The sequence below is a fragment of the Methylophaga sp. genome (assembly GCF_030651745.1).
This window is the reverse complement of sequence record NZ_JAUSCC010000006.1, coordinates 15,616-31,067: the sequence shown is the minus strand read 5'-3', so window position 1 is coordinate 31,067 and position 15,452 is coordinate 15,616. Positions and strand designations below refer to the sequence as shown.

13 protein-coding genes and 1 pseudogene are annotated in these 15,452 nt (G+C 45.7%); 6 read left to right on the top strand and 8 right to left on the bottom strand.

Going from position 1 to position 15,452, the window contains the following annotated elements; all coding sequences use genetic code 11:
* Nucleotides 1-89 (bottom strand): annotated as a pseudogene (locus Q7V21_RS00350) (4-hydroxy-tetrahydrodipicolinate synthase); the annotation flags it as partial.
* 118 nt (nt 90-207) lie between these two features.
* Between Q7V21_RS00350 and bcp the strand changes: the two are divergent.
* Complete coding sequence (gene bcp, locus Q7V21_RS00345; RefSeq protein WP_304915392.1) at nt 208-675, top strand: thioredoxin-dependent thiol peroxidase; 468 nt, start codon at nt 208-210, stop codon at nt 673-675.
* Between the two features lie 49 nt (nt 676-724).
* Here bcp and Q7V21_RS00340 read toward each other — a convergent pair whose 3' ends face one another.
* On the bottom strand, nt 725-2,317 hold the full coding sequence (locus Q7V21_RS00340; RefSeq protein ID WP_304915391.1) for a tetratricopeptide repeat protein: 1,593 nt from the start codon (nt 2,315-2,317) through the stop codon (nt 725-727).
* 171 nt (nt 2,318-2,488) lie between these two features.
* On the opposite strand from Q7V21_RS00340, the gene Q7V21_RS00335 reads away from it, so the two are divergent.
* The gene (locus Q7V21_RS00335) at nt 2,489-3,502 is read left to right on the top strand and encodes a metal-dependent hydrolase (RefSeq protein WP_304915390.1); all 1,014 of its coding nucleotides are present in this window, start codon (nt 2,489-2,491) and stop codon (nt 3,500-3,502) included.
* A 66-nt stretch (nt 3,503-3,568) separates the two neighbouring features.
* Here Q7V21_RS00335 and Q7V21_RS00330 read toward each other — a convergent pair whose 3' ends face one another.
* Both Q7V21_RS00330 and Q7V21_RS00325 read right to left on the bottom strand, forming a co-directional pair.
* A complete protein-coding gene (locus Q7V21_RS00330) occupies nt 3,569-4,921 on the bottom strand; it encodes an ATP-binding protein (protein WP_304915389.1) in 1,353 nt (450 codons plus the stop codon).
* Entirely contained in the window at nt 4,908-5,579 is a 672-nt protein-coding gene (locus Q7V21_RS00325; protein WP_304915388.1) for a response regulator, read from the bottom strand. The genes Q7V21_RS00330 and Q7V21_RS00325 overlap by 14 nt, the downstream gene beginning before the upstream one ends.
* A gap of 158 nt (nt 5,580-5,737) precedes the next feature.
* Here Q7V21_RS00325 and Q7V21_RS00320 point away from each other — a divergent pair, with 158 nt between their 5' ends.
* Together Q7V21_RS00320 and Q7V21_RS00315 are read left to right on the top strand one after the other, a co-directional pair.
* Entirely contained in the window at nt 5,738-8,893 is a 3,156-nt protein-coding gene (locus Q7V21_RS00320) for an efflux RND transporter permease subunit (protein WP_304915387.1), read from the top strand.
* A 10-nt stretch (nt 8,894-8,903) separates the two neighbouring features.
* A complete protein-coding gene (locus Q7V21_RS00315; protein WP_304915386.1) occupies nt 8,904-10,004 on the top strand; it encodes an efflux RND transporter periplasmic adaptor subunit in 1,101 nt (366 codons plus the stop codon).
* Nucleotides 10,005-10,067: 63 nt separating this feature from the next.
* On the opposite strand, the gene Q7V21_RS00310 is transcribed toward Q7V21_RS00315, so the two are convergent.
* The 3 genes from Q7V21_RS00310 to Q7V21_RS00300 form a co-directional block, all read right to left on the bottom strand.
* Nucleotides 10,068-10,226: a DUF3309 family protein gene (locus Q7V21_RS00310; RefSeq protein WP_370654033.1), complete on the bottom strand. Its 159-nt coding sequence runs from the start codon at nt 10,224-10,226 to the stop codon at nt 10,068-10,070.
* A 63-nt stretch (nt 10,227-10,289) separates the two neighbouring features.
* Nucleotides 10,290-11,033, bottom strand: a complete 744-nt coding sequence (locus Q7V21_RS00305) for a Crp/Fnr family transcriptional regulator (RefSeq protein ID WP_304915385.1) — start codon at nt 11,031-11,033, stop codon at nt 10,290-10,292.
* Nucleotides 11,034-11,181: 148 nt separating this feature from the next.
* Nucleotides 11,182-11,892: a Crp/Fnr family transcriptional regulator gene (locus Q7V21_RS00300; protein ID WP_304915384.1), complete on the bottom strand. Its 711-nt coding sequence runs from the start codon at nt 11,890-11,892 to the stop codon at nt 11,182-11,184.
* Between the two features lie 380 nt (nt 11,893-12,272).
* Here Q7V21_RS00300 and Q7V21_RS00295 point away from each other — a divergent pair, with 380 nt between their 5' ends.
* Together Q7V21_RS00295 and Q7V21_RS00290 are read left to right on the top strand one after the other, a co-directional pair.
* Nucleotides 12,273-13,664: a diguanylate cyclase domain-containing protein gene (locus Q7V21_RS00295; RefSeq protein WP_304915383.1), complete on the top strand. Its 1,392-nt coding sequence runs from the start codon at nt 12,273-12,275 to the stop codon at nt 13,662-13,664.
* Nucleotides 13,665-13,762: 98 nt separating this feature from the next.
* Nucleotides 13,763-14,062, top strand: a complete 300-nt coding sequence (locus Q7V21_RS00290; RefSeq protein WP_370654034.1) for a BON domain-containing protein — start codon at nt 13,763-13,765, stop codon at nt 14,060-14,062.
* An 82-nt stretch (nt 14,063-14,144) separates the two neighbouring features.
* Here the strand turns inward: Q7V21_RS00290 and Q7V21_RS00285 are convergent, their stop codons facing one another.
* Complete coding sequence (locus Q7V21_RS00285; protein WP_304915381.1) at nt 14,145-15,386, bottom strand: SLC13 family permease; 1,242 nt, start codon at nt 15,384-15,386, stop codon at nt 14,145-14,147.
* Between the last annotated feature and the right edge of the window lie 66 nt (nt 15,387-15,452).

The following is a 15,452-nucleotide window of genomic DNA, read 5'->3' as shown; positions in this document are numbered from 1 at the left end:
AAATCAACGAGCTTGCGCAGGCTTTCACCGTCTAACGAGCCATCCGCCCGCATGGGTGTTACCAGTGCTACCATACTGCCGCTGAACATATTCATCAGACTCCGCGAAAATAAACTGGCATGGTACTTTGCCAGCCAGTAGATGACAAGACCGGGCTACCTTGGATAAGGTACTGGCTACATAATAATGACCAATGGAGAACGTTTAATGACGACAGTTAATTTGCAGCAAACCGTACCGGATTTTGAATTACCGTCCACTGGCGATAAAAGCATCCGGCTTTCCGAGCTACGTGGTAAAAATGTGCTTATCTATTTTTACCCCAAAGACAGTACCCCTGGCTGTACCTTGGAAGGCCAAAACTTTCGTGATCATATTGATACCTTCAATCAACACAACACAGTAATTTTTGGTATTTCCAGAGATAGCATTCGTGCTCATGAAAACTTCAAGGAAAAACAGCAATTCCCGTTTGATTTGCTCTCCGATAGTGATGAAACCGTATGCAACTTATTTGGTGTGATGCAATTGAAGAAAAATTATGGGCGCGAATATATGGGTATCGTGCGCAGCACATTTTTAATCGATACTGAAGGCAAGCTGATTCAGGAATGGCGTAATGTCAAAGTCAAACAGCACATTGATGAGGTGTTGGAAGTGGTTAAAAACCTCTAAAACTTCAATTTACAGCCCTTGGCAGACTATCTTCATCATCGATTCAGGCTCAAGCAGGTTTCAGATCAAAGGCTATGCAGATCCGCTCTTCATCCGAATTAAACGGGATGGTGCGGTGAAACACTGATGATGGAAACATGACAATATCCCCCACTTCCGGCGCAATGGTTTTGCTGGGGAAATTGTCATGTTGTTTGGGATAATCATCACCATGGGTGCTCAGCTCGATACTACCCTCATCCGGATGCGTTTTTTGCTTAGGTAAGGCCAAATACAGCGCCCCGCTCACCCAGCCTTCTTCATGAATATGTGAAGTTAAATGCCCGCCGGTTCTCATTTTGACGTACCAGGAGCTGGCAAACACTGTTTGTTTAGGAAAGCCTTTGGCAAAAATACCGCTTTCCCCTTTCAGGTTTTCACGGTAATCATCGATGGCTCGTGCTACCAACTTGGCAATTTGCTGAAAGCTGGCTTCAGAGCGTTTAAACAGGTTTCCGGCAGACTGCACACCATTATGTAAGCGGCCCTGGCTTTTTTCTTCTATATCGGCCTGTTCGATATCCGCCAGTAATTGTTTTAATAATTCACTGTCACCTTTTAGTTCTGGAACCTGCACATGACAAACTAAATCAAGTGGATTTTTACAGAAATTATAGTCATTTAGCGTGCCAAAGTTCTCGGCATAATGCCCGGCTAAAGTTGCCAAAAATGGTGAGCTGTGACGAGCTTTTTTCAGTTGATCCAGACCTTGTTTGAATTCATCAAAACGTCCGGTTTTATACAAACAATACAAAGAACGTTCCTGCCAGTCAGCGTATTGAGAATGCTGAAAATAATTCAAAGCCTGCTGTAAATCACCACTGTCATAGAGATAAACGGCCAGACTGTAATTGGCTAATGGCAGGCTGGGATCCAGTTCCAATGCCTGTTTGTAGGCAGCAACAGACTCATCATAACGGCCCTGATCACGCAGCACTTCACCGATATTGCTATGCACTTCGGCATAGTCGGGTTTTAATGCCAATGCCTGATTATAAGTGGCAATCGCATCAGCCAATTTGCCCTGATTTTTCAGTGCTGTACCTAAATTAAAATACAGTTTGGCATCCTGTGAAATGGTTAAGGCTCGTTGATAAACCGCTACCGCCTCATCCAATCTACCCTGCTCCTGCAGACACACCCCGAGATTGGCGATGGCCTCAAGAAAATTAGGCTGTTGTTCAATGGCTTTTTGATAATAAATACCGGCTTCTTCAAAACGGTTTTGGGTCTGCAAAGCATATCCCAGGTTATATAAAGCATCGGTCAGTTCAGGTTTTAACCGTAAAACTTTCTTATAACTGTTTATGGCTTCATCAGTGCGGTTCAGATTGGTTTGCAAAATTCCCATATTGAAGTAAATCTCGGGGACATTAGGATCAATTTCCGTCGCCTTACGAAACACTGCTATGGCATCTTTGAATTTGTTCTGCGCCGCCAAAGCATTACCATATAGATTGAGAACAGGAAATGAACGCGGATAGGATTTGAGTAACTTCTTGGATGCCGATTCAGCAAAGCCGACCTGTCCTGTATTCAAGGCATTAACAATTACTTGTAAATCGGCCTGTCCCGGCGTTGGGCTTGGCATCGGCTGTTTCATAACAGATTTCCACTATCAGGAGGTATTTCCTGCAATTTACAGGATAATTTCCTAGCAATGCAAGATATCTTCCTGATTTTTCAGATCCTGGATTAACACAATAACTGACGAACCCTAAATGCAGCTTGAATGTCTGCTTTAAACATTTGCTAAACAGAGGCTCAACAATTCATGGATACGATTACCCAGGCATTGCTTGGTAGCGCAGTAGCCTATGCGGTTGCTGGTCGCAAAGCACCAAAAGCGGCAGTTTTATACGGAGCGGGATTTGCCATACTGCCAGACCTGGATATCTTTATTCAGCACGCAACGGATCTGGATGCGATGACTTTGCACCGAAGCTGGACACATTCCTGGATTGTGCAGAGTTTGCTTGCGCCGATAGTGGCCTTGCTCATGTGTAAAGTGGACAACAGGCTGGATTTTCGACGATGGTTTTTAGTGATTTGGCTGGCCTGGGTCACCCATAGTGGCTTGGATGCCCTGACGGTCTATGGCACTCAACTATTCTGGCCATTTATGCCACCACCTGCCTCGATTGGCAGCATTTTCATTATTGATCCGATTTATAGTTTGCCGCTTGCCGCAGGCTTTCTGGCCATTTTAATTGCCGCCAGACAGCGGCTGAGTCGACAAATCATGCTTGGCAGTCTGTTATTCAGCTCGGCCTATCTTGTCTGGAGTGTTGGCGCTCAACACTGGATAACCCAACAAACGCATCAGGCATTGGCCGAGCAGCAGATCGACTATCAGCATATTAAAGTCACGCCAGCGCCGCTGAACACTCTGTTATGGAGAATTGTGGTGATTGATGAGGCCAACTACTACGAAGTATTCCGTTCCATTTTTGATGGTGACGCCAAATTTGAATTCAGCCAGTTTAATCGTGGCAGTGAGCTGAAATTATTATTAGCAGATTCGCCCGATCTGCAACGGATTAACTGGTTTACCCACAACAACTACAAGCTGGAACAATTAGACAATAAGATTATTGCGACAGATCTACGCATGGGCTTAGAGCCCAATTACTTTTTCCGTTTCCAACTGGCAGAAATCAGCGATGATGTGGTCACTCTGTTAACACCAAACCAACTACCCATGACGCGAAATGCCAGAGAAGGACTTACCTGGGTTTGGCAGCGCATATGGGATCCGCAACGAGAAAATCCGCTGCAGCAAAATTGACTGGTAATCGGCTATCTTCCACTAGCCTTATCTAATCAACAATCGATAACACTTTCGGTTTTGGGCTTATTGCATCGGAATACTGATTGTGACAACCAAACCTTTGGTTGCGCCATTTTTAATCTGTAATTCGCCTTTAAAACGTCTGACAATGGCATCCACGATGGCAAGACCAAGTCCGCTGCCATCGCTGTGATGACCATGCACAAAACGCCGGGTTAATTCGGAAAGTAATTTTTCAGAAACGCCTGGCCCTTCGTCTTCGACGGTCCAAAGCAAGTCTTCGTCCTTACAGGTAGCCGATAAAGTAATCACCGTATTTACTGGTGAGTGACGGATGGCATTTTCCAGCAGATTACGTAAAGCGGCTGACAATAAAATTGCCGAGGCTTGAATTTTTTCATCCACATCATCATTACAACGCAAGGTTACCTTTTGTTGTTTGGCAAGATGCTGTACATCACTCAAGGCCATATTGTTGATTTCAGCAATCGGTAAGCGTGTCGATTCAGTTAATTGTCCATCACCTTCCACCCTTGCCAGTAATAACAGCTGATCCAAGGTGCGTTGTAATCTGTCGGTAGCTTTTTCAGCTTGTAACAGGGCGTGCATGGCCTTGCCACCATCGGTTAATCTGGCGACCTGTAATTGGGTTTTGATGCCTGCCAAAGGCGTACGTAATTCATGTGCCACGTCGCCGGTAAAGCGGCGTTCTCGCAGCAAAGATTGCTGCATTCGTTGTAATAAACGGTTTATTTCATCGACCAGCGGCCTGACTTCAGCTGGACGTTGTTCCCACACCAGTGATGTCAGATCTTCGGTATTACGTTTTGCCATATTCTGACTAAGGCTATGTAAGGGTTTAAACCCATGCAATATGCCAAACCAGACCACTGCCAATGTACCTGCCAGACTCAGAAAAAACGGCACACCGGCAGCAATAACCACTGAACGCATCAGAGTATCGCGGGTTTCCAGTCGTTCGGCTGTGGTTATGGTTAGGCCGCCTTGAGAAAGATTAAATACCCGCCAGGCTTCGCCATCCTGCATCCGATTTTGATAACCCTGTTGTGTGGTAGTCAGCACATTCTGCGGAGCGTCATGTGAAACAGCAATAATATCCCCTGCAATATTGGCGACTTTGCAGGCCAACGTCGGGGGTAAATCAGGATTATTGGCTGGATCAAAAAGCGGACTGCGCTGCACACCTTTTACCAACGGATCCAAATCATACTGAGACATCAATGACATCAACATTTTGGCAGAGGCAGCGAGCCGGTTATCCAGCGTGTTTTGCATTTCTTTCTGCACACTCATCAACAACCAGGGTGCCAGTAATATCCACATTAACAACACGGCGATACCGATGCGCCACAATAATTGCCAGCGCAGATAATCTTTGGCTTTAGCCGGATTCATTGACGGCTCCTAAACGATAGCCAACTCCACGAACCGTTTCGATCCAATCATCCCCCAATTTACGGCGCAAATTATGGATATGTACTGCAACAGCATTGCTTTCAATACCTTCTGCCCAGCCATAGAGTCTGTCTTGTAACTGTGCTGCTGTGACCACTCTGCCGGGTTGCTGCAGCAGGGTTTCCAACACGGTAATTTCCCGGCGCGATAAGGTTAACGGTTTATTGTTCAAAGTGACTTGCAAGGTGGATGGATCAAATTGCAAACTGCCATGCTGGATAGCCTGAGTGGCCCTGCCAGCAGCTCTGCGACTCAGCGAGTGTAATCGGGCGGCAAGTTCGGTCAAGTCAAATGGTTTGCTCATATAATCATCGGCACCAGCCTGCAATCCGCTTACGCGATCAGGAACCGCATCACGTGCCGTTAATATAAGCACTGGCACATTATCACCGCGATCCCGCCAGCGACTAAGTAATTGCATACCATCTTCGTCCGGTAGCCCCAAATCCAGGATGACCGCGTCAAAACTGGCAGTAGACATAGCGGTTTCCGCTCCACTGGCGTTCATAACCCATTCCGCCTGGATACCCAATGCATTAAGGCCGGTCTGTATACCTTCCCCCATCAATGCATCATCTTCTACAATCAGTACATACATCAGTGTGTATCCGCGATAAAAACATTATTTTCATTTGATTGAATTAAGGCAACGTTAACATTGTCTTAATTTTGTCGCTGCACTCTACGCGACAGAGCTGGTTGCGTAACGTCGCGGCAATCCAGACATTCCATTTTAATAACATAGAGAAGCTATATATGTGGCTGGTGCGATATGCCCTAACCCGACCTTATTCTGTGGCTGCTTTAAGCTTGCTGATTTTTGCAGCTGGGCTTATCAGCTACCTTAAATTACCTGTCGATGTATTACCCAGCGTCAATATACCCTCTATAAAAGTGGTATGGACCTACAACGGTCTTAACACCAATGAAATGGCTTCCAAAATCACCACCTTCAGTGAAGTGGCGATTATGAATAATGTGGATAACCTTAAGGAAATCCGCTCGCAAACCTTAAACGGCACCTCGGTGATTCATATCGATTTCCATCCTGAGGTCGATATTGCCAACGCGATGGCGCAGGTAACAGGCGTATCACAAACCATTCGACGACGAATGCCGGAAGGTACTTCACCACCGCTGGTCGCCGAATACAATCAATCCAGCACACCGATCATTCAGCTGGTTATGTCTTCTGACACATTGACTGATGGCCAACTGGCCGACTTTGCCCGTTTGCAGTTACGCGGCATGGTGCAATCGATTAATGGTATCCGGATGACTTTGCCTTATGGTGGTGCCACCCGGCAGATCATGGTGGATCTGGATCCGGACGCTTTGTTTGCTCAAGGATTAACCGCCAACGATGTAACCCGGGCGATAAATGAACAGAACCTGACCCTGCCATCGGGAAGTATTCGTGAAGCGCAGAATGAATTGCAAATCACAGTTAATGCCAGTCCTCAAGCAGTGGCTGATTTTGAATATTTACCGATCCGGGCTAGAAATGGCGAGCTGATATTACTGCGTGATGTAGCAAATGTCCGCGATGGCACGGCCTTACAAACCAATATCGCCCGCGTTAACGGACAAAATGCCGTTATGGTGTCGCTGATTAAACTTGGCGGTGCATCCACTGTTGGCATTATTGATGAACTGATGGAACGCTTGCCATCGATACAAGCGGCTGCACCGGAGGGCATTACCATTTCGCCTATTTTTGATCAGTCGGTGTTTGTCAGCACTGCTTTACATCATATCGAGATGGAAATTCTCATTGTTGGCTCACTGGTCGCGTTGATGGTATTACTGTTTTTAGGTTCATCCCGAGCGACTTTAATTGTTTTAACCTCGATTCCCCTGTCATTACTGACCGCAGTATTTGTATTAAATTTAACCGGTAACACCTTGAATTTAATGAGTCTCGGTGGTCTGGCATTAGCAATTGGTATCCTGGTCGACAACGCACTGGTTGAAATTGAAAATATCAAACGGCATCTGGCTGACGGCATGGAACCGAGCCGTGCTGTGCTCACCAGTGCCAGTGAAGTTGCCTTTCCAGAATTTGTTTCAACACTCTCTACCTGCATTGTGTTTTCACCGATATTTTTATTAACCGGCGTGGCAGGTTATATCTTCCAGCCGATGGCAATTGTGGTCATTGCCTGTCTGGCAGCATCGTATTTACTATCTCGCACAGTGGTTCCAACGCTGGCCAAATTATTACTGGCCAACGAAAAGACTTTAACCAAACAATCGAAAAACCCGTTAGTGCATTTACATCTGGCACTGGAACATCGTCTGCACAATGGCCAGCAACATCTACAAAACACCATTGGTCGCTTGCAAAAACATATTCTGATTGCCCCGTTAATCGGCATTGTGATTGTCACCGCAGCCGGCTTTGCCTTACAGGATATCGGCCGTGATTTCTTTCCTAAAACCGATGCCGGATTAATGCGGTTTTATATGCGAGTAGATACCGGTTCACGCATCGAACAGACAGCAGATAAGTTTGCTCAGATCCAACAGGAAATACGCAAAATCATTCCTGCTGAAGAACTGGATTTTATGTTTGAAAACATTGGTATGCCCGACTCCATTAATCGCGCCTGGATAGATAGCTTTACCATTGGTTCTTACGATGGTGAGCTGCAAATCCAATTAGCTAAAGGCCATCAACCGAGCAGCCAGTATGAATCCGCCATCCGGCAAATGTTGAAAGAGAAATTTCCGGAAGTCACATTCTTTTCTCAAGCGGCCGATACTACCAATCAAACGCTTTCCGGTAGTACACCAACTGCTTTGGACGTCCGCTTTACCGGTCGTAACCTGCCCGCCAGCATCGCAAAAGCTGAAAGCTTAATTGAGAAAATGCAGGATGTTGAAGGTGCTGTGGATATCGGCTTTCAGCAGGTATTTGCTTTGCCGGAATACTACGTCAATCTGGATCGCAAACGGGCAGCCGAACTCGGTGTAACCACACAGGGTGCGATAAACAGCTTACTGGGAGCGTTGGGGTCAGCTGGTACTGTTGCTCCCAGTTTCTGGTCCGATCCGGTGTTTGGTTTTTCCTATGAGGTGCAAACCAGAACACCATTACATAAATTACGCACCACTGATGATTTGATGAATCTGCAGGTACAAACCAGTGATCCGAATATCACCGTGCCATTGGCCAGTATTGCGAGTATCACACCACGCAATGTATCGGGCAGTATTGGTCGTACTATGCTACGGCCGACGGTCAATGTATTAATCAATACCGAAAACACTGACTTAGGTTCGGTTTACAAAGCTACCCAACAGATTGTAAAAGAACTGAAACAAGATGTTGTGCCCGGCAATGATATTGAGATCATGGGTCAGGCTGCCGCCATGGATGAAGCTTACCGTGATTTATTATTCGGCTTTTTACTGGCGGTATTTTTCATCTACATCATTATGCTGTTTAACTTCGCCTCGTGGATCATGCCTTTGGTCGCATTATCCGGCGCGCCAATTGCCATTTCTGGCGCGATTATCGGTTTAATGCTCACTGGAACCACTATCAGTGTTCCGGCACTAATGGGCTTTATCATGGTCATTGGCGTATCCACTGCCAATAGTGTGTTGGTCACAACGTTTGCCCGTGATCAATGGGTGGCAGGCATGTCGGCTTTTGAGGCGGCTCGGGAAGCAGCCTCAACAAGACTAAGACCGGTATTGATGACAGCATTGACCATGATTATCGGTTTATTGCCGATGGCACTGGCTTTAGGTGAAGGTGGGGAACAAAATGCGCCTTTGGCCCGCACCGTTATCGGTGGCTTGATGCTGGGCACATTTGCCTCATTATTTTTAGTGCCCTGGACTTTCAGCATGGTTATGCAATTTATTAAACGTCCGCAGCCCATAAAACTGCCGACAATTTGAGGATCTCACGATGCCAAACTTAACCAAGACAATATTAGTTGCTGCGGTCATCGCTGTGCCTTTGTGGTTTTATATTCAGCCCGAAACCGAAGCGAATATTGAACGGCCTGCCACTACCCCGGAAATTCTCTCAGTACGCGTTGCACAGCCGCAATCGATATCAAGTTATCAGCCCTTGGTGTTTAACTCTCGCGTGGAAGCAATTGAACAATCAGATATTTTTGCCCGTGCTGATGGCTATGTGGAAAGCCGCCATGTCGATATTGGTGATGAAGTTAAACAAGGTGATTTGTTAGCCCGACTCTCCTCGCCTGAACTGGAACAGGAAATTCTGCAGGCCAAGGCCGAAATCAATCGGCAGAGAGCCACGCTGGATCTGACCGAAAAGGTAGCAAAACGCTATACCAATCTGCGGGATTCGGGTGCCGTCAATGCCACGGAAGTCGATGAACGTGAGGCCGAGCTGGCTGTGGCCAAAGCGACATTAGCGACCTATCAAGCACGTCTGGAACAGCTGGAAAATGAATTTGCCTATACCGCCATCGTGGCACCATTTGATGGCATTATTACCCGCCGTCAGGCCGAACGAGGCAATCGTATTACCCGCAACGATGCTATGCCATTATTTCGCATTAGCCGTACTGATAAGTTACGGGTCATTGTTGATATTCCGCAGACTCAGTTATTTATTATCGACCAGCAACAACCTGCCCAACTGACCTTGCCCGATCTGGGAAATCAGCAAATTGAAGTACCTATTTCGCGGATCTCTCGTGAAGTTAATCGTGAAACCGGCACCATGCGAGTGGAATATCTGCTGGAAAATGCGGATCTGAAATTACCGGCCGGTTTAAGTGGTGAACTGACAATACAGGTGCAGGAACGAGCGGATGCAGTACGTATTCCGGTTAATGCATTGAAAACCATTCAAGGCAAGCCAGCGGTGATGCTGGTGAATGCCGATAATCAGGTTGAAATTAAAAATGTTCGGGTAGGTCGGCTGGATAATAGTGAAGTAGAAATCCTGTCGGGTCTTGTCACCGATGATCGTGTCATCCTCAATCCTAACGCCCGATTGGCTGAGGGAATAAAGGTCAATATCTCAGAATAGAGTTCATAAAAAAGGCCCGTCTGAATTTCAGCTGGGCCTTAAATCAAATCTGTAAGATTCGGGTTAAATTCGACCGGTCAGTAATAACACCAGTAACACAATCAATAACACCCCAACTATACCCGTTGGTCCATAACCCCAGTTTCTGCTGTGCGGCCAAGATGGAATTGCCCCGATCAATATTAAAATCAGAACGATTAACAGAATAGTGCTTATGCTCATGGCGTTTCCCTTTCAGACAACTAAATAAGCACGATATAAACAAATATTCATTCTGTCTGTACGTTAGCGAACCAATGAATCATCAAGCAAATCATCATCCATCGATTGCATGATCCGCTGATAAGTTTGTTTATCTATTTGATAGCAGCTACATGCGGAAGCCTCTAATCCCGAAGGGTCGGTAATCGTGATACTGCCCCGATGATAATTGATCAACTGTCGTTGATGTAATGCGGTGGCTGCTCTGGTAATACCCACTCGGCGTACCCCCAGCATATAAGCCAGAAACTGTTGGGTTATTCGAAATTGATTTGATTCAGCGCGATCGCGGGTCATTAATAACCACCGGGCCAGCCGGGCTTCTACCAAATGAAATCGTGTGCAGGCTGCAGTTTGTGATAACTGAACTACTGTTACATACAAATATTTTTTCAGCGTGGCTTCCAGCGCAGGACTATGGTTAATCTGCTGCTGCAGATGAGCAACCGATATCCGTAATGCCTGCCCTGCCCCTTGAACCAACGCATGTAATGGTGCTGTTTTAATGCCCAACACCAAGGTATTACCCAGCATGCCCTCATTACCAATTAAGCCAACTTCCAGATTGGATCGTTCATCGGCGGGCACAGTTAAGGATATAAAGCCTTGATTGGGAAACCAGGCAAATTTAAGAGGCTCTCCCGGTGTCGTTAGCGTTTCATTGAAAACCAACTCGACAGTCTCACATTTGGCAATAAGACGTTTTCTTTCAGATTCAGGTAAGTCGGCAATCAGATGATTAAGTGGTTGTTTGTCACGAATAAGCAATATGAAACTCCATTAATTGCTGATAAAACAGCACGGAGATTATCGGTGCCAAGATGGTGTATCACGCTTTATCAGCTGAGCATATGCTTACAATTAGACTCTATCTGTCTGCCAGCACACACAGAGTCAAATGATTTATTTAACGTGATTATTTGCCATCCATTAATCTGTCGGTTTCAATTTTGACAACCCGATAACATTCACAGACTCGGTGTTCCAATCCATCACGATTGAGTACCGTGATTTTTCCCCGAACGTATTTAATCAAACCATCGCGCTGTAAATGCCCAGCAGCTTCTGTGACACCTTCTCGACGCACTCCCAGCATATTAGCGATGAGCTCCTGGGTCATGGTCAGTTCATTGGAAGGTAAACGATCCAGGCTTAACAATAACCAACGGCATAACTGCTGATCTACTGTGTGATGGCGGTTACAAACAGCGGTTTGCGCCATCTGAGTCATCAACGCCTGAGTATAACGCAGCAATAAACGTTGCAATGTCTCTGCCCGGAAAAACTCTGTTTTCAAACGCTGTCCGGTCAGACGATAGGCAGATCCTGCACTTTGGACTACCGCCCAGCTAGAGGTGGTTTCACCGCCCATAAATAAAGAGACACCGACAATGCCCTCTTTGCCAACCACAGCAATCTCTGCTGAAGCACCACTTTCCATCACATGCAATAAGGACACAATTGTTGTCGTGGGAAAATACACATGCTGCATCGGAGTATCTGGAGAGTAAAGCGTTTCGCCCAAAGGCATTTCAACTAACTGTAAATCAGGTAACAGACGTGCAAGTTCGTCCTTTGGCAACGCTGCCAAAAGATTATTCTGACAAGGGTCATGCTCTAGACTCATAAACTCACAACTTTTTGCTCACATAAATGATCTGTTTTGACAGCTTTGACTACCCACATAAATTTGATATGAGTTTGCAAAACAGGAAAAAACAATAGGATTGATCCCTTATTAACGCACAAATCCCCTTTTATTGTTTGTACGGTAACGCACATAAATCATTTCGACATGAAATATTTTATTAAGCAGCTCATTTGTACGAAAACGCACAGACGCAACAGCTTGTTCCATATTATTCTGAAAAAAATGTAATTGGAGAGCATTGCCATCATGCTAAACATAAATTTTGTTGAATATTGTCTATTCGTTATAACGATTCATGCTGATTATGGCCATCCGAATATCGTTCGTGAAATGCCTTGGCATGGGTGATTTCATTAATGAGAACCCTACGCACCCGTTACACAGACAATAATTCAATCTGGCAAATACTGCCTAAGCAACGAGGCGATCAACTTGATTATGAGAACCTGAAAAAACTATGCGATGAATTTCCTCTAGGCATTGTTCTGTGTGATGAAAAGCGTCGTTGTTTATATTCGAATCAGGCTTATGATCTTATTTTGGGTTATACCGACGGTGAAATAATCGATACCGATTGGCGTAAATGCATCTACGCCGAAGATGTATCTTCGTTGGATATCAGCTGGAAGAACGCTGTTCTCAACCATACCGCTCTACAAAATGATATTCGTCTGATCCGTAATGATGGCAGCATGGTCTGGACTCGCCTGCATGTATCATTGCTGGAAGATGGTCAATATCCATTTGCAAGTCTGTTGATGATCGAAGATATCTCGCAACGCAAGGCTCTCGAGTTAGTGTTACAAAAAGTTGAAAACGCGTTATTCGAAGAAAAAGAACGCGCTCAAGTTACCCTCGATTCTATCGGCGATGCCGTTCTGACAACCGATCTTGCCGGAAATGTGACCTATCTTAATCTTGAAGCAGAACATTTGACCGGCTGGGATCGTCAGCAAGCCATTGGTAAACCACTATTTGAAGTATTTAATATCATTGATGGGGAAACCCGAGAAACAGCGCCAAATCCCGCTACAACTGCCATGCAGCAAAACAAAACGGTTGCCCTGGCGAGTGGCAGTATCTTGATTGTTCATGATGGCACTGAGATTGAAATAGAAGACTCGGCAGCGCCTATTCATAATCGTGATAAAGAAGTGACAGGTGCCGTCATCGTTTTTCACGATGTTGCAAAATCTGAAGCCATGATGGAAAAAACCAGCCGGCTGGCATGGTATGACCATCTGACAGGATTGCCCAACCTTGCTTTGTTTAATGAACGCCTGACACAATCGATTGGCATGGCTGAACGACACAATAAACGGGTCGGGTTGCTGTTTTTGGATATGGATGATTTCAAAAAATCCAATGACACATTCGGTCATTTGACAGGTGACTTGTTACTTTCCTCTGTCGCTGACCGTATCACCAATTGTATCCGCAGTACCGACACCGTGTGCCGACGTAGTGGCGATGAGTTTCTGATCTTGTTAGGTGAAATAGAAATGCCTGATGACACCAAACAGGTCTCAAAGCAAATACTTACGGCAATTGCTGAACCTCTAACAATAAATGACAACGAAATAATGCTAGCGGCAAGTATCGGCATCAGCATTTATCCTGATGATGGTACAGATGCCACTAAGTTGACGGAATGCGCTGACAGAGCCATGTATCACGCTAAGAAATCTGGCAAGAATAACTTCTATTATTCCGAACCACACAATCTATCTGGAGAAGTCGAGTCTTAATGTCGTTAGGCATCTACTTTGATTTACCAAACCAGTTTTAAACGACTTTTCTGGAAAAAATTATGAATACAATTTCTAAACGTTTGTTGTTTGTCACGATGTTAACCACCAGCCTGATAAGTGGTGCAGCTCTGCTCACGTTAAGTGGCTGTGCCTCCACATCGACTCAATCTGGCACCGGTGAATATATTGATGACAGTGTGATTACTGCCAAAGTTAAAGCCGCTATTCTTAATGAAGAAACACTTAAAGTGGCCGAGATAAATGTAGAAACATTTAAAGGTGTTGTGCAGTTAAGTGGTTTTGTCAGCTCACAAGCAGACATCAATCGTGCTGTGGTTATCACCCGCAGTGTGGCTGGCGTAAAATCTGTTAAAAACGATATGCGGGTTAAATAAATCCGTTTTATTTGAGAACCTGTTCCAAATTAAAAAAGCCCTGCCAGCAATGACAGGGCTTTTTTGTTATGAACTGCTATATTTACCAGCGCATGCCGGTCGCCCAACTAAACCAAATTGCCGCCGGAATCATGCTCAATATCGTGACAGGGATCCCTACCCGCATAAAATCGATAAAGCCGAGTTTTATTCCCTGACTGGCTGCACGTTCAGCCACAATGATATTGGCCAGACTGCCGGTTAATAACAAGTTGCCTGCCAGCGTTGAAAACAGCGCCAGACCTTGCAAAGTCACTACCGACAAGTCTTCTGTCACCCCCAACAGCAACATCACTGCAGGCACATTGCCAATAGTGTTGCTGGCAATTAACGAAAATGGAATGAGCACTGCCAATCTATCCGGTAACCAACCCTGTGTTTCCAAATAACTTACTGCCGAGCCGGTCATCGGTAACGCACTGAAGGTCGCTGTCACTACAAATAACGAAGCGATTAACACCAATAACGGCAGATCCACCTCGCGGAGCAAGCGATCAGTTTTAATCACCCGCCCCAATAACAAGACCAGCACTACACCAAGCGCTATCTGATAACGGTGCTCAGAAAATAACACCAGCAGCACGATTAATATCACGGTGGCTAATAAGCTTTTGATAAACAGCCAGCGATCAGCGGAATGGCTATCTTCCCAGTAACGAATCATCGTGGCCTGCTGCAACTGATGCCGCCACACCCATGAAACCACGAAATAGACAACGGCTAAGGCAATGATGACCGGCACAATGGTCAGCAGAAAATACGCCTGGATAGATAAGCCGCCAACACTGCCAATCAGAATATTTTGCGGATTGCCTATCAGACTGACTGCCGATCCGGCATTGGCTGCACCAGCCAGTGCCAATAAATAAGGACGTGGGTCCAAACCCTGACGGATCAATGCCATGCATAAGACTGGAGTAAACGCGAAGACCACGATGTCGTTGACCAATACCATCGACAGCACACCACTGCTGATCACCACGCCAGCTAATAACAATCTGGGTCTGTCGGCTCGATAACTCAGCCATTGGCTCAAGACATTAAAGCTATTGGCAGCAGCAAAATGAGCTCCCAGTAACATTAAAACAAACAGCATTAATAACGTCGGAAACTCGATGACCTCAGGAAGCGCTTCTACTTCAACCGACCCCACGGCGAGTAAAACAAACGCCCCCGCCATCGCTATACCGGTACGATCGGCACTGAGTCCGGGCAGTTTGCCAACAGCCATTGTGTAATACACCACGATAAAAACGATTAACACCAAGATATCTGGCAATGGCATTCATTTTCCTTTGTGCAGCTGTCAGTTGATTTTAAGTGAGTTGGCCCGCTTTAATCGCTTATGAGC

Excerpts from the sequence above, each read along its gene's own strand:
- bcp (WP_304915392.1), top strand. The coding sequence starts at position 208 with ATGACGACAGTTAATTTGCAGCAAACCGTACCGGATTTTGAATTACCG.
- Q7V21_RS00340 (WP_304915391.1), bottom strand. The coding sequence starts at position 2,317 with ATGAAACAGCCGATGCCAAGCCCAACGCCGGGACAGGCCGATTTACAA.
- Q7V21_RS00335 (WP_304915390.1), top strand. The coding sequence starts at position 2,489 with ATGGATACGATTACCCAGGCATTGCTTGGTAGCGCAGTAGCCTATGCG.
- Q7V21_RS00330 (WP_304915389.1), bottom strand. The coding sequence starts at position 4,921 with ATGAATCCGGCTAAAGCCAAAGATTATCTGCGCTGGCAATTATTGTGG.
- Q7V21_RS00325 (WP_304915388.1), bottom strand. The coding sequence starts at position 5,579 with ATGTATGTACTGATTGTAGAAGATGATGCATTGATGGGGGAAGGTATA.
- Q7V21_RS00320 (WP_304915387.1), top strand. The coding sequence starts at position 5,738 with ATGTGGCTGGTGCGATATGCCCTAACCCGACCTTATTCTGTGGCTGCT.
- Q7V21_RS00315 (WP_304915386.1), top strand. The coding sequence starts at position 8,904 with ATGCCAAACTTAACCAAGACAATATTAGTTGCTGCGGTCATCGCTGTG.
- Q7V21_RS00310 (WP_370654033.1), bottom strand. The coding sequence starts at position 10,226 with ATGAGCATAAGCACTATTCTGTTAATCGTTCTGATTTTAATATTGATC.
- Q7V21_RS00300 (WP_304915384.1), bottom strand. The coding sequence starts at position 11,892 with ATGAGTCTAGAGCATGACCCTTGTCAGAATAATCTTTTGGCAGCGTTG.
- Q7V21_RS00295 (WP_304915383.1), top strand. The coding sequence starts at position 12,273 with ATGAGAACCCTACGCACCCGTTACACAGACAATAATTCAATCTGGCAA.
- Q7V21_RS00290 (WP_370654034.1), top strand. The coding sequence starts at position 13,763 with ATGTTAACCACCAGCCTGATAAGTGGTGCAGCTCTGCTCACGTTAAGT.
- Q7V21_RS00285 (WP_304915381.1), bottom strand. The coding sequence starts at position 15,386 with ATGCCATTGCCAGATATCTTGGTGTTAATCGTTTTTATCGTGGTGTAT.